The organism is Streptomyces vulcanius (genome assembly GCF_042653945.1).
In the GTDB taxonomy this organism is placed as follows: Bacteria; Actinomycetota; Actinomycetes; order Streptomycetales; family Streptomycetaceae; genus Streptomyces; species Streptomyces mangrovi.
Map to the genome: position 1 here is coordinate 98,871 of NZ_JBHSFK010000037.1, position 20,276 is coordinate 119,146.

Below are 20,276 nucleotides of genomic sequence, written 5' to 3' on the forward strand. Positions count from 1 at the left end.
CAGGCGGTGTGGGTGATGTCGTTTCTAGCCGCGGGCGCGCTGGGTCACGGCGATGCAGACCAGTACGGCCGCGGCCGTCAGCGGAGCGGCGGGGGTGAGGTGCTCGCCCAGCAGCAGCACCGACCACACCAGTGTGAGCAGCGGCTGGGCCAACTGCAACTGGCTGGCCTTGGGAATCCCGATGGCCGCCATGCCCCGGTACCAGACGACCAGGCCGAGGAACTGCGAGCCGACGGCCACCCACAGCAGCCCCGCCACGCTGTGCGCGGTCAGCCGGGCGGGCTCGTGCGCCAGGGCGAGGGCGGCGGCGGGCACGCCGACCGGCAGACAGAGCACCAGCGCCCAGCCGATGACCTGCCAGCCCGGCATGACCCGGGCGAGGCGGCCGCCCTCGGTGTAGCCGGCCGCGCACACCAGCAGCGCCCCGAACAGATAGAGGTCGGCGGTGGTCAGGGCGCCGCCGCTCTGCTGCACGGTGAACGCCACGACCGCGCCCGCTCCGGCCAGCGCAGCCGCCCAGAACGTGCGGGACGGCCGGGTGCCGAAGCGCAGCGCGGACAGCAGCGCGGTGGTCAGCGGCAGCAGACCGACGACGACGGCGGCGTGCGCGGTGGTGGACGTCCGCAGCGCCAGCGTGGTCAGAAGCGGAAAGCCGACGACCACTCCGGCGGCCACGACGGCCAGCCCCGCCCACTGCGGCCGGGCGGGCGGCGGCACCCGGAGCGCGAGCAGACAGGCACCCGCGACCAGCGCGGCCAGCACGGCGCGAACGGCGACCAGCGCCCAGGGACCGAAGCCCTCCAGGGCCCAGGCGGTGGAGGGGAAGGTGAGCGAGAAGGCGACCACCCCGAGGGCGGCCTGGAGAGTGCCCGGCCCTGCTGCGGGTGAGGTGCTGACCGCTATCGCGGGCGGGGCAGTAGCGCTACCCTGTATCTTCATGCAAGAGCGTAGCAGTGTGACTGAACTGGCGGAAAAGCTGCGCAGGGAGCTGGACCGCTACTCACCCGAGGGAAAGCTCCCGTCGAGCCGGGCCCTGGTCGAGCGGTACCGGGTGAGTCCCGTGACCGTCTCCCGTGCGCTGGCCCAGCTGGCCGCCGAGGGGCTGGTGGTGACCCGGCCGGGCGCCGGTGCCTTCCGTGCCCGGCCGCGCACGTCGGCGCCGGCAGCGGGGGACACCTCGTGGCAGGAGGTCGCGCTCAGCGCGGACGGCGCCGCCGATCTCGTCCCGCGCTCGGTGGACGCCTCCGGTGTCACCGTCTCGCTGGCCGCTCCGCCACCCGGCGTGATCGAGTTCAACGGCGGCTATCTGCACCCCTCGTTGCAGCCCGAGCGCGCCATGTCCGCCGCCCTGGCCCGGGCCGGTCGCCGCCCCGGCGCCTGGGGACGGCCGCCCGTCGAGGGCCTGCCGGAGCTGCGCGAATGGTTCGCGCGCACCGTCGGCGGCGCCGTGACCGCCGCCGAGGTCCTGGTCAGCGCGGGCGGCCAGGCGGCGCTCACCACGGCCCTGCGCGCCCTCGCCCCGCCCGGCGCGCCGGTACTCGTCGAGTCGCCCACCTACCCCGGCATGCTCGCCATCGCCCGCGCCGCCGGACTGCGCCCGGTACCGGTCCCGGTGGACGCCGACGGGGTACGGCCGCAGCTGCTCGCCGACGCGTTCCGGGCCACCGGCGCCCGGGTGTTCGTCTGCCAGCCGCTCTTCCAGAACCCGACCGGCGCCGTGCTCGCCCCGGCCCGGCGCGGCGATGTGCTGCGCATCGCCCGGGAGGCCGGCGCCTTCGTCGTCGAGGACGACTTCGTACGGCGGCTCGCGCACGAGGACGCGGGGCCGCTGCCCCGCCCGCTCGCCGCCGACGACCCCGACGGCGTGGTCGTCCACGTGGGGTCGCTCACCAAGGCGACCTCGCCCAGCTTCCGGGTCTGCGCCCTGGCCGCCCGCGGGCCCGCGCTGGAACGGCTGCGCGCCATCCAGGTCGTCGACACCTTCTTCGTGCCCCGCCCGCTCCAGGAGGCGGCCCTGGAACTCGTCGGCTCGCCCGCCTGGCCGCGCCATCTGCGGACCGTCGCGGCCGAACTGCGGGCCCGCCGGGACGCGATGACCTCGGCACTGCGCATGCACCTGCCCGAACTGGCTCTCCCGCACATCCCGTCCGGCGGCTACCACCTGTGGCTGCGGCTGCCCGACGGCACGGAGGAGACAGCCTTCACCGCCGCCGCCCTGCGGGCCGGCGTCGCCCTCACCCCCGGCCGCCCCTACTTCAGCGCCGAACCGCCGGCCGCCCACGTCCGGCTGAGCTTCGCGGCGGTCGCGGGGACCGAGGAGATCGCGGAAGGCGTACGGCGGCTGCGGGCGGGCCGTATTTTCGGTGACTTGTCCGGCACGTCCTGACTCGGCGGTAAGAATTCCCGCGGCCGCCCACCGGCATCCCTTGACCTGCTCAGTTGTACGGCACACCATCTCCGCATGCCTCTTCGGGTCACTTTCGTCGCCGCCGCGCGCAGCTCACCGCTGCTCGCGGAACGCTTCGAGGACGACCGCCCGCTGGACCAGGCGGGCTGGGCCGAGGTGCAGCGTGTGGTCCCGGACCTGCTGCCCCTCGCCGCCGCCGAGCTGCGCTACTGCTCGCCCACCCCGCGCAGCCGCACCACCGGGGACGCCCTCGGCTACGCACCGCTGGTGCAGCTCGCGCTGCGGGACTGCGACATGGGCCGCTGGCGGGGCCTGACCCTCGGCGAGGCGATGGCCCGTGAGCCGCAGGCCGTGGACGCCTGGCTGGCCGACCCGCTGGCGACCCCGCACGGCGGGGAGTCCCTGCTGGACTTCATCACCAGGGTGGGCGACTGGCTCGACACCCGGCCGATCGGCGACGGCGACAAGATCGTCGCGGTCGCCGAGCCGAGCGTGATCCGCGCCGCCCTGGTGTACGCGCTCAAGGCGCCGCCGGTGGCGTACTGGAACATCGACGTGCGCCCGCTGTCGGTCTCCACGGTCACCGGCCGGGGCGGTCGCTGGAACCTGCGTTTCGACGCGGTGTCGGCGGCCTGACCGCCCACCCGGCCACTTCCGAAACTTCCGCTGCCGTCCGCCCCATTGACGCCCTGTGGCCCCCTGTCTAGGTTGCCGTTCGAAGTGCTGATCATTGTCCGATATTTCGAACGCCTGTCCCTGTGTATTCAGAGCCGCGGAGTAGACATGTCACGCACCCGCTGGAGACTCGGTCTCGGCGCCACCGCCCTCCTGGTGGCCTCGGCCGTACTGCCCGCCCCCGCCCGAGCCGCCGACGTCACCGACTACACCGTCACCGTCGACCCCACCGCCAAGGGCGCAAAGATCGACGACACGATGTACGGCGTCTTCTTCGAGGACATCAACCGCGCCGCCGACGGCGGTCTGTACGCCGAACTCGTGCAGAACCGCTCCTTCGAGTACTCCACCGTCGACAACCGCTCCTACACCCCGCTGACCTCCTGGACGGTCACCGGCTCGGCGAACGTCGTGAACGACGCGGGCCGCCTCAACGACCGCAACCGCAACTACCTCTCCCTGGGCGCCGGTTCCGCCGTCACCAACGCCGGCTACAACACCGGAGTCCGGGTCGAGCAGGGCAAGAGGTACGACTTCTCGGTGTGGGCACGCGCCGGCAGCGGCACCACCCTGACCGTGTCGTTGCAGGACGCCGACGGCACGCTCGCCACCGCCCGCCGGGTCGCCGTACGCACCGGAGGCTGGGCGCGGTACGAGGCGACCTTCACCGCCACCCGCACCAGCAGCGACGGCCGCCTGACCGTGGGCTCCTCGGCGGCGACCGCCCTCGACATGGTGTCCCTCTTCCCCCGCGACACCTACAAGCACGAGCCCAACGGCCTGCGCAAGGACCTCGCCGAGAAGGTCGCCGCCCTGCACCCCGGCTTCGTCCGCTTCCCCGGCGGCTGCCTGGTCAACACCGGCTCCATGCAGGACTACAGCGAGGCGTCCGGCTGGCAGCGGGCCCGCTCCTACCAGTGGAAGGACACCGTCGGCCCTGTCGAGGAGCGCGCGACCAACTCCAACTTCTGGTTACAACCAGAGTTACGGCCTCGGCTACTACGAGTACTTCCGCTTCGCCGAGGACGTCGGCGCCATGCCGCTGCCCGTCGTCCCGGCGCTGGTGACCGGCTGCGGCCAGAACCAGGCCGTCGTCGACGACGCGCTGCTCGAGCGGCACATCCAGGACACCCTCGACCTCATCGAGTTCGCCAACGGGCCGGTCACGTCGACCTGGGGCAAGAAGCGCGCGCAGATGGGCCACCCCAAGCCGTTCCACCTCACCCACATAGAGGTCGGCAACGAGGAGAACCTCCCGAACGAGTTCTTCGCCCGCTTCAAGGAGTTCCGCGCCGCCATCGAGGCCAAGTACCCCGGCATCACGGTCATCTCCAACTCCGGCCCGGACGACGCCGGTTCGACCTTCGACACGGCCTGGCAGCTCAACAGGGACGCCAAGGTCGCCATGGTCGACGAGCACTACTACAACAGCCCGCAGTGGTTCCTGCAGAACAACGACCGCTACGACTCCTACGACCGCTCCGGCCCCAAGGTCTTCCTCGGCGAATACGCCTCCCAGGGCAACGCCTTCAAGAACGGCCTCGCCGAGGCGGCCTTCATGACGGGTCTCGAGCGCAACGCCGACATCGTCAAACTGGCCTCCTACGCACCGCTGTTCGCCAACGAGGACTACGTCCAGTGGAGTCCGGACCTGGTGTGGTTCAACAACCACTCCTCCTGGAACTCGGCCAACTACGAGGTCCAGAAGCTGTTCATGACCAACGTCGGCGACCGCGTCGTCCCCTCGACGGCCACCGGCACCCCGTCCGTGCAGGGTCCGATCAGTGGCGCCGTGGGCCTGTCGACCTGGGCGACGACGGCGGCGTACGACGACGTGAAGGTCACGGGCGCGGACGGCGGCACGCTCCTGAGCGACGACTTCTCCGGTGACGCCTCGCAGTGGACGCACACGGGCGGCGGCAGCTGGTCCCTCCAGGACGGGCAGTACACCCAGACCGACGTGGCCGCCGAGAACACCATGGTCTCGGCCGGTGACGTGAACTGGCACGACTACGACCTGCATGTGAAAGCCACCAAGAAGTCCGGCAAGGAGGGCTTCCTCGTCGCGTTCGGCGTCAAGGACACCGGCAACTACTACTGGTGGAACCTGGGCGGCTGGAACAACACCACCACCGCAGTCGAACAGGCCGTGGAGGGCGGAAAGTCGACGCTGGTCTCCAAGGCCGGGACCATCGAGACGGGCCGCGCCTACGACATCGACATCAAGGTGCGCGGCCGGCAGGTCACCCTCTACCTCGACGGCCAGGAGTGGGGCAGCTTCACCGACGACAAGCCGGCCGAGCCGTTCCGCCAGGTCGTCACGCGCGACGCGAAGACCGGCGACCTGATCGTCAAGGTCGTCAACGCCCAGTCGGCGGACGCCCGTACGGCGATCGACCTCGGCGGCGCCAGGGTCGCGTCCAGGGCCCGCGTGACGACCCTGACCGCCGACCCGAACGCGGTCAACTCCGAGACCGAGACCCCGGTCGCACCGGTGACGTCCACCTTCACCGGCGTCGCGGACAGGTTCACGTACACCTTCCCGGCGAACTCGGTCACCTTCCTGCGGATCAGACAGAGGTAGACCGGAGGGGCCCTCGCATGCGGAGGGCCTCCCGTCACTTACCGTCGCCGCACAACCGACCGGAAGCAGCCCCCGTCTAAGCCGACGACTCAACGAGCCGTGGGGGAAAGACAGTTGCTGGCCCTGCTCCGGATTCCGCACCCGACCAGACCGAAGGGCGCCGCGGCCCTGTTCGCGGCGCTCCTCACCGTCACCACCCTCTGCGCCGCCGACGCCGTCGCCCGCAGCCACCCCTTCGGACCCCGCACCCGGAACGTCAACGACCTGGGGAACCAGTACATCCCCTTCCACGCCCACCTGTGGGACCTGCTGCACGGCAGGGCCGACGGCGGACTCCTCGTCAACTGGCAGTCCGGGCTGGGCGCGAGCTTCCTGCCCGACCTCGGCACGTACGTCACCAGCCCCTTCGCCCCGCTGGTGGCGCTGTTCCCGCGCGACGAGATCGACCTGGCGGTCTACGTCATCGTCCTGCTGAAGACGGCCTGCGCCGGCGCGGCCATGGCCGTCCTGCTGCTCGCCCTGCGCCCCGGCCGCTGGTGGGCCGCGGGCCTGCTGGGCGCCGCCTACGCGCTGTGCGGCTGGAGCGTGGCCGACGCCTCGTACAACGTCATGTGGCTCGACGGCCTCATAGCCCTGCCGCTGCTCTGCCTGGTCGGCGAATGGACGCTCGCCGGACGGCACCGGCTGCTGGGCGTGCTGGTCGTGACGACCGCCTGGATCGCCAACTTCTACACGGCCTACATGGCCACCATCGGCGCCGGCCTGGTCCTGCTGCTCAGGCTGCTCCTCGCCGAACTCCCGCGCCGTCAGGCCCTCAGGGCGGCGGCACGCGCGGGCGTGACCGTCGGCCTCGGCGTCGGACTGGCCGCCCCTCTGGTGACCGTCATCTACTTCGGCAGCAAGCACGCCTCCCCGGGCCGGTTCCAGGGGTTCGCCCCCGTGGCCACGGAGGACGTGCTGGCCCGGCTGCTGCCGACCACGTACAGCTTCAGTACACCGGCCCTGTACGTGGGCACCACGGCCCTGCTCCTCGCGCTCGCGCTGCCGTTCCACCGGGCGGTGCCCCGGCGGGTGCGCACGGGGTGGACGGTCCTGATCCTGGCGGTGGCGCTGTCGATGCAGTGGGCGCCGGCCCAGCTGGCCTGGCACGCCTTCACCACCCCGCAGGGCAGTTCGTACCGGGAGGCCTTCGTCGTCTGCGGGCTGCTGGTCATCGCCGCCTGGCACGCCCTGTCGTACGGTCCACCCGGCCCGCGCGCGCTGGGCGCGGCCGGCGCGCTGCTCGCGCTGATCGCCGCCGTCGCGAGCGGAAGCGGCATCGTGCGCTCCTTCGCCTGGCCGATCCTGCTGGTCGCCGTGGTGGGCGGGCTGGGCGGACTGGTCCTGCTCGGCCGGGCCTCCAGCGGCGGACGCCGTACGGCTCCGGCCGTGCTCGCCGTGCTGCTGCTCGTCGGCACGCAGTTCGGCGAGGCCGCCGCCAACTCGGCCGTCGCCACCCGGCTGCGGTTCGGGCACATGGACGACTACGCCCCCTGGGGCACCCGGCAGGACCAGCAGGCCGAGGCGATCGGCGACGCCGACGGCTGGCCCCGCTACCGCACCGACCCGGGCCGGGAGCAGACCGTCGGCAACGACCCGCTGGTGGTGGGCGGCCAGGGCACCCAGTACTACAGCAGCCACACCTCCGACGTGCTCAGCAGCCTGCTCACGGCCCTCGGCGACGGCTGGACCTCGCGCGGCCGGAACCTGCAGACGATGGACAACGCCGTCACGGACTCCGTCTTCTCCATCGGCGCGCGGGTGCACTCCCCGCCCGACCCGCACCAGAACTGGTTCCCGCAGGACGGCACCGGCGTGACCGTGTCCCGGCGGGACGTGCCGCCCCTGGTGACGGTACGGCCCACCACGACCCGCACGGGCGTCGCCGACCTCGGCCCGTCGCCGTACCGCAACCAGGAACTGCTACTGGGCACCCGCGTCTACACCGTGCCCCCCATCACCGTGCGCACCACCACCGGGAAGGCGCCGCACCGCAGCGAGGACAGCCGGCCGGGCCTGCGCGTCGGCGTCCCCGGTCCGAAGGCCCGGGCCGCCGGGAGGACGCCGACGATCACCGCCACCTGCCCGGCCGGCAGCGAGGCGTATCTGTGGGCGCCGCACTTCTCGGGCACCGCACGGCAGGCCGGGGACAGCGCGGGCGGCCCCACCGGGCGGTTCCGCGCCGACTACCCCGTCCGGCGGATCGCCGCCATGCAGCCCCTCGGCACCGTCCCGGCCTCCGGCCGGCTGCGGATCGAGCTGTCCCCCGACCGCACGGGCACCGTCCCGGACGGCGCGGTCGGCTGTCTGGACACCGCGAAGCTGCGCACGGCCGTCGAACGCCTCAAGGACACCGGGGCCACCGACGTGACCGTCTCCGACGGCACCGTCCGCGCCGAGCTCCCCGCGGGCAGCACCGGCACCGCCGTCCTCGCGGCCCCCCGCACAGCCGGCTGGCGCTGCGCCGCGGGCGATGCCCCGGCCCGCCCCGCCGGCGAGTACTACGGCCTGATCGCCGTACCGCTCGACGGCTCCGCCACGAGTGTCACCTGCACCTTCCACCCGCCCGGCCTGCGGCTCGGCTCGGCGGTCGGCGGGGCCTCGCTCCTCGCCCTGATCCTCATCGGCGCCTTCACGGCGATCCGCCGCCGGCGCGCGGGCAGCCCATCGGAACCACCGGCCGTCACCCGGCAGAGCGAGGCTCCGGCCGCCGTCCACTGACCCGTGCAGGGTGTTGCCCGCCCACGGTAGGTTAGGTGAGCCTAACTTGTGGGCACGGATCGATCCGGAGTCTGACGCTCCTGGCATGGATTGCATAAACGTGCAGAGAAACGTATAGTCATGCCGTCCCAGAGGAGGAGTCATGGCGGTACGTGCGGCAGTTGCCGGAGCGAGCGGATACGCGGGCGGCGAGGCCCTGCGCCTGCTCCTCGCACACCCCGAGGTCGAGATCGGTGCCCTGACCGGCAACTCGAACGCGGGCCAGAAGCTGGGCACGCTCCAGCCGCATCTGCTGCCGCTGGCCGACCGCGTCCTCACCGAGACCACCGCCGAGGCCCTCGCCGGACACGACGTCGTCTTCCTCGCCCTCCCGCACGGACAGTCCGCCGCCGTCGCCGAGCAGCTCGGCCCGGACGTCCTCGTCGTCGACATGGGTGCCGACTTCCGGCTCAGGGACCCGGCCGACTGGGAGCGGTTCTACGGCTCTCCGCACGCCGGGACCTGGCCCTACGGCCTCCCCGAACTGCCGGGTGGCCGCACCGCGCTGGACGGGTCCAGGCGCATCGCGGTCCCCGGTTGTTACCCCACGGCCGTCTCCCTGGCGCTCTTCCCGGCCTACGCCGCCGGGCTCGCCGAGCCGGAGGCCGTGATCGTCGCCGCGTCCGGCACCTCGGGCGCGGGCAAGGCGCCCAAGGCCCATCTCCTCGGCAGCGAGGTCATGGGCTCCATGTCGCCGTACGGCGTCGGCGGCGGCCACCGTCACACCCCCGAGATGATCCAGAACCTGAGCGCGGCGGCGGGGGAGCCGGTCTCCGTCTCCTTCACGCCGACACTCGCGCCGATGCCCCGCGGGATCCTCGCCACGTGCAGCGCGAAGGCCCGTGCGGGCGTCACCGGTGAGTCGGTCCGCGCCGCCTACGAGAAGGCCCTCGCCGACGAGCCCTTCGTGCACCTCCTCCCCGAGGGGCAGTGGCCCGCCACGGCGTCCGTCTACGGTTCGAACGCCGTTCAGGTGCAGGTCGCGTACGACGCCGCGGCGGGCCGCATCATCGCGATCAGCGCCATCGACAACCTGACCAAGGGCACCGCGGGTGGTGCCGTGCAGAGCATGAACATCGCCCTCGGGTTCCCCGAGGAGCTGGGACTTTCCACGATCGGAGTCGCACCGTGAGTGTCACGGCAGCCAAGGGGTTCACGGCGGCGGGCATCGCCGCCGGGATCAAGGAGAGCGGCAATCCGGACCTGGCCCTCGTGGTCAACACCGGCCCGCGCCGCGCCGCCGCCGGCGTCTTCACGTCCAACCGGGTGAAGGCCGCGCCGGTGCTGTGGTCCGAGCAGGTGCTCAAGGGCGGTGAGTTGACCGCTGTCGTCCTCAACTCCGGTGGTGCCAACGCCTGTACGGGGCCCAAGGGTTTCCAGGACACCCATGCGACCGCGGAGAAGGTCGCGGAGTCCCTCGGCCTGGGAGCCGGTGAGGTCGCGGTCTGTTCCACCGGTCTCATCGGCGTGCTGCTCCCGATGGACAAGCTGCTGCCGGGAGTCGACGCCGCCGTCGGCCAACTCTCCGAGCACGGCGGCGAGAAGGCCGCCATCGCCATCAAGACCACCGACACCGTCCACAAGACGTCTGTTGCGACCCAGGACGGCTGGACCGTCGGCGGCATGGCCAAGGGCGCGGGCATGCTCGCCCCCGGCCTCGCCACCATGCTGGTCGTCCTCACCACCGACGCGGATCTTCCGAGTGACCTCCTGGACAAGGCACTTCGGGCCGCCACCCGTACGACCTTCGACCGGGTCGACTCCGACGGCTGTATGTCCACCAACGACACCGTGCTGCTGCTCGCCTCGGGCGCCGCCCAGGTCACCCCGGAGTACGCCGAGTTCGCCGAGGCCGTCCGGGCCGTCTGCGACGACCTGGGCCAGCAGCTGATCCGGGACGCCGAGGGCGCCAGCAAGGACATCAGGATCGAGGTCGTGAACGCGGCGACCGAGGACGACGCCGTCGAGGTGGGCCGCTCCATCGCCCGCAACAACCTCCTCAAGTGCGCCCTCCACGGCGAGGACCCCAACTGGGGCCGCGTCCTGTCCGCCATCGGCACCACCAAGGCCGCCTTCGAACCGGACCAGTTGAACGTCGCCATCAACGGCGTCTGGGTCTGCAAGAACGGCGGCGTCGGCGAGGACCGCGAGAAGGTCGACATGCGCTACCGCGAGGTGCGCATCACGGCGGACCTCGCGGCCGGCAGCGAGTCCGCGGTGATCTGGACCAACGACCTCACCGCGGACTACGTCCACGAGAACAGCGCGTACTCATCATGAGCAACACACCGACGCGGAAGCACACCGCGCTCCCCAAGGCCCAGATCCTCATCGAGGCGCTGCCCTGGCTGACCCGGCACAACGGCAAGACCGTCGTCATCAAGTTCGGCGGCAACGCCATGGTGGACGAGGACCTCAAGGCCGCCTTCGCCCAGGACGTCGTCTTCCTGCGGCACGCCGGACTCAACGTCGTCGTCGTGCACGGAGGCGGGCCGCAGATCAGCGCCGCGCTCGACAAGGCGGGCATCGTCAGCGAGTTCAAGGCCGGCCTGCGCGTCACCACCGAGGACGCCATGGACGTCGTACGGATGGTGCTCGCCGGGCAGGTCCAGCGCGAGCTGGTCGGACTGCTCAACCAGCACGGGCCGCTGGCCGTGGGGTTGACCGGCGAGGACGCGCACACCATCACCGCCACCAAGCATCTGCCCGAGATCGACGGCGAGTTGGTCGACATCGGGCGGGTGGGCGAGATCACCGCGATCGACACGGGCGCGATCGAGGCCCTGCTCGCCGACGGCCGTATCCCGGTCGTCTCGTCGATCGCCCGCAGCCAGGACGACGGACATGTCTACAACGTCAATGCTGATACGGCTGCTGCGGCACTCGCTGCGGCACTGGGCGCCGAAACCCTCATGGTCCTCACGGACGTCGAGGGCCTCTACGAGAACTGGCCCGACTCCGACGAGGTGATCAGCCGCCTCACCGCTTCCCAACTGGAGAAGCTGCTGCCGGAGTTGAGCTCCGGCATGGTCCCGAAGATGGAGGGCTGTCTGCACGCCGTACGCGGCGGTGTCACCACGGCCCGGGTCATCGACGGGCGGGTCCAGCACTCGATCCTGCTGGAGATCTTCACCGACGAGGGCATCGGCACGATGGTCGTGGCCGATGAGCGCAAGAGCGGGCAAGAGGGGGAGTCGTCATGAGCAACCAGGAACTGACCGAGCGGTGGCAGGGCTCGCTCATGAACAACTACGGCACCCCGAGGCTCCCGCTCGTGCGCGGTGAGGGCACCCGGCTGTGGGACGCCGACGGCAAGGAGTACCTCGACTTCGTCGGCGGTATCGCGGTCAACGCGCTCGGCCACGCCCACCCGGCGGTCGTGGCGGCCGTGAGCGCGCAGATCGCGTCCCTCGGCCATGTCTCCAACCTCTTCATCGCCGAACCGCCCGTCGCCCTCGCCGAGCGGCTCCTGCGCCACTTCGGCCGTGACGGCAAGGTGTTCTTCTGCAACTCCGGCGCCGAGGCCAACGAGGGCGCGTTCAAGATCGGCCGGCTCACCGGGCGGTCCCACATGGTCGCGACCCGGGGCGGCTTCCACGGCCGGACCATGGGCGCCCTCGCGCTCACCGGACAGCCCGGCAAGCAGGAGCCGTTCCTGCCGCTGCCCGGCGACGTCACCCACGTCCCCTACGGCGACCCGCAGGCGCTGGCCGCCGCGGTGACCGAGGAGACGGCGATCGTCGTCATCGAGCCGATCCAGGGCGAGAACGGGGTCGTCGTGCCCCCGGCGGGCTACCTCAAGGCCGCCCGGGCGATCACCGCCGCGACCGGCTCGCTGCTGGTCCTCGACGAGGTGCAGACCGGCGTCGGGCGGTGCGGGCAGTGGTTCGAGTACCAGGCCCACGAGGGTGTCCTGCCGGACGTCGTCACCCTCGCCAAGGGGCTCGGCGGCGGGCTGCCGCTCGGCGCGACCGTCGCCTTCGGACGGGCCGCGGAACTGCTCCAGCCCGGGCACCACGGCACCACCTTCGGCGGGAACCCCGTCGCCTGCGCCGCCGGACTCGCCGTACTCGACACCATCGAGAACGAGGGGCTGCTGGAGAACGTCAAGCGGCAGAGCGAGAAGTTGCGGGACGGAATCGAGGGTCTCGGCCACCCGTTGATCGATTTCGTCCGGGGAGCGGGCCTCCTCCTGGGTATCGTGCTCACCGGGCCGCTCGCGTCACAGGTGCAGCAGGCGGCCCAGGAGGCCGGATTCCTGGTGAACGCTCCCGCCCTCGACGTCGTCCGGCTGATGCCGCCGCTGAACCTCGGCGACGACGCGGTGGAGGCGTTCCTCGGGGCGCTGCCCGGCATCCTCGACACCGCGAACGGGGCCGGATCCGGAGAATGAGACGACGATGAGCCAGGGCCAGGATCACGAGCAGGATCACGAGCAGGATCACGAGCAGCCCGGAGCCAACGGGCCCGCCGTGCCGCAGACCCGCACCGCCCGCCACCGCCGGATCGTGGACATCCTCAACCGGCAACCGGTGCGCTCGCAGAGCCAGTTGGCGAAGCTGCTCGCCGACGACGGGCTGAGCGTCACGCAGGCGACGCTGTCGCGGGACCTGGACGAGCTGAACGCGGTGAAGATCCGCAACACCGACGGCGACCTGATCTACGCGGTGCCGAGCGAGGGGGGTTTCCGGACCCCCCGGGCACCGCTGGGGGAGTCGGCGAAGGAGGAGCGCATGCGGCGCCTCTCCCAGGAGTTGCTGATCTCCGCGGAGGCTTCGGCGAACCTCGTGGTCCTGCGCACCCCACCGGGCGCGGCCCAGTTCCTGGCCTCGGCGATCGACCAGGCGGAGCTGCACGACATCCTCGGGACGATCGCGGGCGACGACACGCTGCTGCTGATCAGCCGGGAGGCGACGGGGGGCCAGGCCCTGGCCGACCACTTGCTCCGACTTGCTCAGAACGGCCACTGAGGGGGCGGGTCGCGGTTTTACGCCGACTGCGGGCTGTATGTGGCCGATCGCGCAGTTCCCCGCGCCCCTAGGGAGTTGCAGTCACCTGCGCTGCCAAATCCAGCCGCTGAACTGCGGGCATGCGTGCCGCTAGGGGCGGCACGGGTGGGCGCAGCGGCACCCCGCTAGCGCGGGCAAGTGAAACCCACCCCCGGCCGCGCTCAGCCGAGCCGCGCCGCCAAGCCCCCGGTGCAGCGCACCTCGTCGCCGGCGGTGATCAGCAGCGCCTCCACGTCCGGAAGCGCCTCCAGCCACTCCAGCGCTCCCCGCGACCCCATCGCGAACGCCGCCGTCGCCCAGCAGTCCGCCCAGGTCAGCTTGGGGGACACCACCGTCACGGCGACGAGATCGGTCACCGCGGACCGACCCGTGCGCGGGTCGACGATATGGGCGCCCCGCTCCGCCGTCCCCGAGGTGGCCACCGCCAGCTCGTCCGCGCCCGCCGCCGACACCACCGCCGCGAGCCCGCCCGGCCGCAGCGGATCGGACACCCCGACCCGCCAGGGCCGTTCCGGCCCGGGAACGCCCAGCAACTGCACGTCCCCGCCGCCGTTGAGGCTGACGCCGCTCACCCCGGGCACCCCCGAGATCAGCCGCGCCGCCCGCTCGGTGGCCCATCCCTTGACGATCCCGGTCGGGTCGAGCCGGCCCTCGTAGCGCATGCTGAACCAGCCGTCGCTCACCCGTTCCGCCTCGGCGCCCAGTGCCAGCACCTCGGTCACCTCGGGATCGCAGTCCTCGACGGCCAGCTCCCCGCGCGCCAGCCGGGAGACCTGGCTGCCCTCGCGGTAGGTGCTGAACACCTCGTTCACCCGGTGCAGGGAAGCGAGCGCCGCGTCGAGCGCCGCCCGTACCGCCTCCGTGTCCCCGCCGCGGACGTCGAAGGAGAACACGGTCCCCATGACCTCCTCCGCATGACGAACCGCGGCGGGAGCCGCCTCCGACTCGGTCACGGTGTCAGCCACCGGCCTGGTCCAGCGCCGACTGCAGGGACTTCTTGTAGCCCTCGCTGGTGTACGTCGCCCCGGAGACCGTGTCGACGTCCGCGCTCTGCTTGGTGACCGCCGCCGCGTTGAGCTTCGGCACCGACAGCGCGGTCTTCTGGTCGCTGGTGCCGCCCTTGGGCGCCTGGACCGCCTCGGCCTTGGTGATCTTCCCGTCGACGACGGTGATCCGGACCTGCACGGGCCCGTACTGCGTCTGCGCGACCGTACCGGTGACGGTACGGGCCTGAGCGGCCCCCGAGGACGATCCCGCCGACTCCGAGGATCCGGAGCCCTGCTGCGCGCCTCCGCCCGCCTTCGCCTTGTCGATCGCCGACTGCAGCGACTTCTTGTAGCCCTCGCTGGTGTACGTCGCCCCGGAGACCGTGTCGACGTCCGCGCTCTGCTTGGTGACCGCCGCCGCGTTGAGCTTCGGCACCGACAGCGCGGTCTTCTGGTCGCTGGTGCCGCCCTTGGGCGCCTGCACCGCCTCCGACTTGGTGATCTTCCCGCCGGCGACGGTGATCTTCACCTGGACGTTGCCGTACTCCGTCTGCTGCACGTCACCCGTGAAGCTGCCGGCCGCCAGCGCGCTGCCGCCGCCCTGGCCGCCGCCCTGGGTGGCGCTCGCGTTGGCCTTGTCGATCGCGGACTGCAGGGACTTCTTGTAGCCCTCGCTGGTGTAGGTCGCCCCGGAGACCGTGTCGATCTCGGAGGTCTGCTTGGCCAGGACGTCCGCGTTGAGCTTGGGGACGGCCAGTTCGGTCTTCTGGGTGCTGGTCCCGCCCTCGGGCGCCTGCACCGCCTCGGCCTTGGTGATCTTGTTGTTGACGACGGTGATCCGGACCTGGACATTGCCGTACTGCGTCTTGACGGCGTCGCCGGTCATCGTGCCCGACACGACCGCCCCGGCCCCGCCCTGGGCGGCTTCCTGAGCCGCCGTGCCGCCGGTGCCCGCGGCCTCGGCGGTCGACGACGGATCGGAGGACGGCTTCAGCGTCAGCAGCAGCACGATCCCGGACACGGTGGCGGCGCTGGCCAGCACGACGCGCCGAAGAGGGTGGCTCTTCCTCATCTGTTCCTGAACTCCTGAATCCCGTGGACGGGCGTGGTTGGGCGAGGGAGACGGTGGTGGGTTCCGCTCACATCTCGAAAGACTCGTGGTGGATACGGCGGGCGGGGACCCCTGCGCCGCGCAGGGACTCGAACACCCCCTGGGCGAAGCCGTTCGGCCCGCACATGAAGACGTCGTGCTCGTCGATGTCGGGGATCTTGCGCTGGAGTGACTCCGCCGAGATGTCGGGACGCTCCCCGTCGGGGCTGTTGACCGCGTACATCAGCCGCGCCCCGCGCTCGTCGGCGATCTTCGCCAGCTCGTCCCACAGCGCCAGGTCCTGAGTGCTGTTGGCCCGGTAGAGGAGCGTGATGTCACCGGGCGCGCCCGGCAGCGTCTCGAACAGCGTCCGCATCGGGGTGATGCCCACGCCGCCGGCGACCAGCAGCACCTTGCCGCGGCTGCGCCGGGACGCGGTCATCGCGCCGTAAGGACCCTCGGCCCACACCTTCGTGCCGGGCCGCAGTTCCCGCAGCGCCGCGGTGTGGTCGCCGATCGCCTTGACCGTGATCCGCAGCAGCTCGGGGCGGGGGTTCGCCGACAGCGAGTACGGGTGGGAGCTGAAGCGCATCCCCGGGGCCAGGAACCGCCACCGGAAGAACTGCCCGGCCTCCGCGCCGATCCGGTGCAGCTTGCGGCCGCCGATCAGCACCGACACGATGCCGGGCGTCTCCTCGATGACCGCCTCGACGTACATGCGGTGACGCAGGTTCAGCCGGATCGGGGTGAGGATGCGGTACCAGATCACCAGTGCGGTGACCGTGCCGTACAGCCCGTACCAGACGGTCTTCGCGACCGGTTCGACGGCGAACTCGTTGCCGGTGCTGAGCTGGTGCCAGAACGTCAGGAACACCGCCGCGTACGTCATCAGGTGGATGTGGTACCAGGTGTCGTACGGCATCTTCCTGCGCACCGGGCCGACCGACACCAGGCCGATGACCACCAGCAGACCGGTGCCGATCGCCGCCTTGCCCATGTCCGGCAGCTGGTTGATCGAGTCGATCGTCTGCTGGACGATGTCGCCGAGCGTCTTGCCTGCCTGGAGCGCGTATCCCCACATGATGAGGAAGACGTGCGCGAAGGTCAGGCAGAGGGTGTACCGGCCGCTCATCGCGTGCCAGCGGGCGACCCGGTCCGAGCCGACCCGCCGCTCCAGTGCGGGCACCCGTGCCATCTGGAGCACGACGAGTGCCATCAGGTACCCGGCCAGCAGACCGGTGATGCGTCCCGCGTTGAGGATCCTGCTGTCGTTGTCCGCGATGTTCGGCGTGTTCGCCCACCACAGCCACAGCACGCCCACCGCGCCCGCGAACACGGCGAGCAGCAACGGGACGGCCGGGGATCGGCGCGGGCGGATGCGGCGCATCGTCTGGCGGCGGGCGGCACGTCCGCCTGCGATCGTGGTGGTCACGGTTCCTCCGTGGGACTTGACCCTTGGCCCACAGATACGTGCCTCGACCGCTTTGTGTTCAGCCGGTGCGCCGCCCGCGCGTTTGTGTCAGGAACCCAGCGGGTTGAGCAGCTCAGCCCTGCCCTCGAAGGCGTACAGCAGCAGGTCGGTCATCTGGAAGACCCCCTTGTCCCTGCGCTCGTCCACCGGGCTGAGGAAGGGCCGCCAGAAGGGGTCGCGGACGATGGAGTGCCGGCTGCCCTCCATGGCGCGGTGGAACACCTCGGCGACGATGCGCCCGCCGACGCCGGTCAGCCGTCCGCCGCCGTTCACCTCGGCCTCGCGCAGGACGTAGAACCACAGCGGGCAGTCGACGGCGAGCTTCTTGCGCAGCGCGTCGCTCAGCTGGGCTCCGTCGCGGTTGTCGAAGTCGGACGCGCTCAGCGGCTTCACCCCCACGCCCCGGCCCATGAGGTGCTTGGCCATCTGCTGCCCCGAGGCGAGCCGGAGCATGGTGGCGCGGGTGAGGTTGCGGAAGGCCAGGTTGCGCTCGATCTCGTCGGGGGCGCTCCCGCGTCCGCCGAAGGAGCCGAGCGGCAGTTCGGCCAGCGGGTTGACCAGCAGGGTATCGATGCGTTTGGCGACGTTGAACTGCGCGTCCGTCACCCCGAGGTCGTCGCGGCCCGCCTCACGGAAGTCGAACAGCCGCCGGAAGTCGGCGATCCAGTTGGTGGGCAGGTGCTCGAAGGCGCCGGCCTCGGGGTTGTCCGGGTCGTCCGGCGGCGGGGAGAGGATGCCGCTGGTCCCGGTGAACCGGAACAGCAGCGGCAGGGTGCCGCGGCCGTTGTCGAAGACCCGGTTCCAGTTGTAGGCGCCACGCACCATGCTGTGCCCGAGCCGGTAGGCGGCCACCGAGAACTCGATCGGCATCGTCGGGAAGTCCTGGTCGTGCGGGGACGGGTCGACCACCTTGCGGCCCTTGGTGAAGACCTCCTCGACGATCGTCTCGTCGACGATCCTGGGCAGGAAGTCGGTGCGCAGCATCCACTGGTAGTGCTTGACGACCGCTTCGCGTGCCGACTCGAACAGCACCGCGCTGGAGACGCCCTTGTCGGCGAGTTCCGTGGCCAGCCGGTTGTGGAACCGGAGGAAGGCGCAGTGGATCTGGGCGACGACGAGGTTCTCGTCGTTGCGCGGGTCGGGGATCAGCGGCCGTCGTCGCTCGGACTTCAGCGAGCCGACGCCCACCCGGGGCAGGTCGAAGCCGGCCAGCGGCTGCCCGGTGATGTCGGCCGCGGCCGGGATGCCCTGGGTCGTGCCGGTCTTGAGGTGGATCCCGTCGGGTTCGTAGAAGCGCTGGTCGAAGCGGTGGTCGGGACCGAGGCCGTAGAGCGAGTCGAGATCGAGGGCGGGCGACCGGCCCTGGAGGAGCTGCTTGACGGTGACGTCGTCCTCGAGCTGCGCCGATGTGGCGTCCAGGGTCAGGTCGTGGTCCACGAACTGGCCCAGGTAGGTGAAGCCCGCCGGCACCCTCGGATTGCCCGAGTCGGGCTGGGCCGCGGCGGGGTCGGTCATCGCCTGGGCCAGCTCGGCGCGGGCGGCCCGGTCCAGTTGCCGGTCGGGCTTGGCCTGGGGGCCCAGGCGGGAGAACTGGAACTTGCGCAGGGCCTCGAGGGTCGAGGCCGCCGCCGGTCGTACGGCGGCCTCGTCGGCCCGGTTGTCGCCGAGGACGCCTTCCCCGACGACGAAGTACGAGGACCTGACATGGCGTTTGCTCTGTGGTTCGCGTGCGGGTCGGAACATGATTTCCCCCATGTGTCCCGGAAGTTGCGTGGGTCTGGTGGGCCACGCTAGGCGACCGGACGACCGGAAGGGAGAATTCCATCAAAAATATCCGATTATCATCATTTACGGCGTCTGCGTCTGTGTCTGTATCCGCGTCGGCGTCGGCGGCAACGGCAGGGGGAGCCCCGGCAGGCCGTCGATGCTCGTGGCGATGTGGTCCTTCTTGTGGAAGTACGCGTCGAGCGACGCGTCGTCCTCCCGCGCGAACCGCTTTCCGTGCAGGTCGCGGTCCTCGTCGTACGTCATGAAGGGCACCGCGTAACCACAGGTGTCCCGCACGAGTTCCGCGCGCACGACGATGATCGCGCGCAGCCCGTGCGGGCCGGGGTCGATATGGGGGAAGTGGGGGAGGAGTTCCTCGAAGCGGGGGTCGTCCCGGAACACGGGCTCGCCCCGGCCGTGCACGCGCACGATGTTCGGCGGGCCCTGGAACGCGCACCACATCAACGTGATCCGGCCGTTCTCCCGCAGATGCGCGACGGTCTCCGCGTTGGAGCCGGCGAAGTCGAGGTACGCCACGGTGTGCTCGTCGAGCACGGCGAACGAGCCCTTGAGGCCCTTGGGGGAGAGGTTCACCGTGCCGTCGCCGGACAGCGGCGCGGTCGCGGTGAAGAAAAGAGGCTGCGCCTCGATGAAGGTGCGCAGCCTGCCGTCTATGCGTTCGTAGCTCTTTCCCATGACACATGATTGTCCGGGAAAGCATTTCGCGTGTCTAAGTAATTGCCTTCGAGATGTCGCCGCAGCGGCCGCCCCGGCCGGCGCTTCCTCGGGGCGGCCACCGCGCCTGTCACGTCACTGGTTCAACGTGCAGGCGGCCAGGGCCTCCAGGCCCGTGGGCTTGGTTCCGGCGCGGCCGATGGAGATGGCGATGCGGTCGATCGTGGACGTCCGCTTGTCCTCCAGCGGGCCGAGGATCGCGTTCTGCACGAAGTTCGCGCCGCCCTGGCCGACGGTGTCGATCAGCCGCTGGTTGGCCTCGTCGATCTGCGTCTGGAGCAGGGTGAGGTTGCGGTCGACCTCGGCCTGCGCGGTGGCGGGGATCTCCGGGAGCTGCGAGGCGACGTCCGGGCAGCTGATGGTGCCGGCGGCGCCCGCCTCGGCACCCGCGTCGCCCGCCTCGCCCGTGTCCTCCGCGCCGTTCTCGGCGCCCTCGGCCGGGGTCTCCGTGGCCTCGGCCCCGGCGTCCGCGTTGTCCTCCGCGCCGGCACCGTCCTCCGCGCCGGCTTCCTCGCCGGTGTCCGCGATGCCGCCCGCGTCGAGCGCGCACGGCGCGAGGGCCTCGAGGCCCTGCGGCTTGTCGGCGGTGCGGCCGATGGCGGTGGCGATGCGGTTGACGACGGCGATCCGCTTGTCCTCCAGCGGGCCGAGGATCGCGTTCTGCACGAAGTTCGCGCCGCCCTGGCCGACGGTGTCGATCAGCCGCTGGTTGGCCTCGTCGATCTGCGTCTGGAGCAGGGTGAGGTTGCGGTC

The 20,276-nt window shown here is 71.4% G+C and carries 15 protein-coding genes and 1 pseudogene; 9 read left to right on the forward strand and 7 right to left on the reverse strand.

Annotated elements, in window-relative coordinates; genetic code table 11:
• Window positions 1-24: 24 nt before the first annotated feature.
• On the reverse strand, window positions 25-939 hold the full coding sequence (locus ACFPIH_RS41310) for a DMT family transporter (protein WP_381177645.1): 915 nt from the start codon (window positions 937-939) through the stop codon (window positions 25-27).
• Here ACFPIH_RS41310 and ACFPIH_RS41315 point away from each other — a divergent pair.
• From ACFPIH_RS41315 to ACFPIH_RS41355, 9 genes and pseudogenes are all read left to right on the forward strand, one after another.
• Window positions 938-2,386 (forward strand): aminotransferase-like domain-containing protein, encoded by a 1,449-nt coding sequence (locus ACFPIH_RS41315; protein ID WP_381177642.1) that lies wholly within the window; start codon window positions 938-940, stop codon window positions 2,384-2,386. The two genes, ACFPIH_RS41310 and ACFPIH_RS41315, sit on opposite strands and share 2 nt — an antisense overlap.
• A gap of 75 nt (window positions 2,387-2,461) precedes the next feature.
• On the forward strand, window positions 2,462-3,043 hold the full coding sequence (locus tag ACFPIH_RS41320) for a histidine phosphatase family protein (protein WP_381177639.1): 582 nt from the start codon (window positions 2,462-2,464) through the stop codon (window positions 3,041-3,043).
• Window positions 3,044-3,190: 147 nt separating this feature from the next.
• A pseudogene (locus tag ACFPIH_RS41325) lies at window positions 3,191-5,666 on the forward strand (alpha-L-arabinofuranosidase C-terminal domain-containing protein).
• Window positions 5,667-5,765: 99 nt separating this feature from the next.
• On the forward strand, window positions 5,766-8,426 hold the full coding sequence (locus tag ACFPIH_RS41330; RefSeq protein ID WP_381177636.1) for a YfhO family protein: 2,661 nt from the start codon (window positions 5,766-5,768) through the stop codon (window positions 8,424-8,426).
• Between the two features lie 142 nt (window positions 8,427-8,568).
• On the forward strand, window positions 8,569-9,597 hold the full coding sequence (gene argC, locus ACFPIH_RS41335) for an N-acetyl-gamma-glutamyl-phosphate reductase (protein ID WP_381177633.1): 1,029 nt from the start codon (window positions 8,569-8,571) through the stop codon (window positions 9,595-9,597).
• Entirely contained in the window at window positions 9,594-10,745 is a 1,152-nt protein-coding gene (argJ, locus tag ACFPIH_RS41340; RefSeq protein WP_381177630.1) for a bifunctional glutamate N-acetyltransferase/amino-acid acetyltransferase ArgJ, read from the forward strand. The genes argC and argJ overlap by 4 nt, the downstream gene beginning before the upstream one ends.
• Window positions 10,742-11,668 carry an acetylglutamate kinase gene (gene argB, locus ACFPIH_RS41345; RefSeq protein ID WP_381177627.1) on the forward strand — a complete coding sequence of 309 codons (927 nt, stop codon included), beginning with the start codon at window positions 10,742-10,744 and terminating at the stop codon, window positions 11,666-11,668. Before argJ ends, argB begins: the two co-directional genes overlap by 4 nt.
• Window positions 11,665-12,858, forward strand: coding sequence for an acetylornithine transaminase (locus ACFPIH_RS41350; RefSeq protein ID WP_381177624.1), 1,194 nt, complete (start codon window positions 11,665-11,667; stop codon window positions 12,856-12,858). Before argB ends, ACFPIH_RS41350 begins: the two co-directional genes overlap by 4 nt.
• Window positions 12,859-12,865: 7 nt before the next feature.
• Window positions 12,866-13,435, forward strand: a complete 570-nt coding sequence (locus ACFPIH_RS41355) for an arginine repressor (protein WP_381177621.1) — start codon at window positions 12,866-12,868, stop codon at window positions 13,433-13,435.
• Window positions 13,436-13,635: 200 nt separating this feature from the next.
• Here ACFPIH_RS41355 and ACFPIH_RS41360 read toward each other — a convergent pair whose 3' ends face one another.
• From ACFPIH_RS41360 to ACFPIH_RS41385, 6 genes are all read right to left on the reverse strand, one after another.
• Window positions 13,636-14,439, reverse strand: coding sequence for an FAD:protein FMN transferase (locus ACFPIH_RS41360; protein WP_385878664.1), 804 nt, complete (start codon window positions 14,437-14,439; stop codon window positions 13,636-13,638).
• Entirely contained in the window at window positions 14,432-15,532 is a 1,101-nt protein-coding gene (locus ACFPIH_RS41365; RefSeq protein ID WP_381177617.1) for an FMN-binding protein, read from the reverse strand. Before ACFPIH_RS41365 ends, ACFPIH_RS41360 begins: the two co-directional genes overlap by 8 nt.
• A 67-nt stretch (window positions 15,533-15,599) precedes the next feature.
• Window positions 15,600-16,982: a ferredoxin reductase family protein gene (locus ACFPIH_RS41370; RefSeq protein WP_381177614.1), complete on the reverse strand. Its 1,383-nt coding sequence runs from the start codon at window positions 16,980-16,982 to the stop codon at window positions 15,600-15,602.
• Between the two features lie 87 nt (window positions 16,983-17,069).
• On the reverse strand, window positions 17,070-18,764 hold the full coding sequence (locus tag ACFPIH_RS41375) for a peroxidase family protein (RefSeq protein WP_381177611.1): 1,695 nt from the start codon (window positions 18,762-18,764) through the stop codon (window positions 17,070-17,072).
• A 105-nt stretch (window positions 18,765-18,869) separates the two neighbouring features.
• Window positions 18,870-19,484 (reverse strand): pyridoxamine 5'-phosphate oxidase family protein, encoded by a 615-nt coding sequence (locus ACFPIH_RS41380; RefSeq protein ID WP_381177608.1) that lies wholly within the window; start codon window positions 19,482-19,484, stop codon window positions 18,870-18,872.
• 114 nt (window positions 19,485-19,598) lie between these two features.
• The coding region (locus ACFPIH_RS41385; protein WP_385878668.1) for a hypothetical protein at window positions 19,599-20,276 on the reverse strand (678 nt) is incomplete at its 5' end.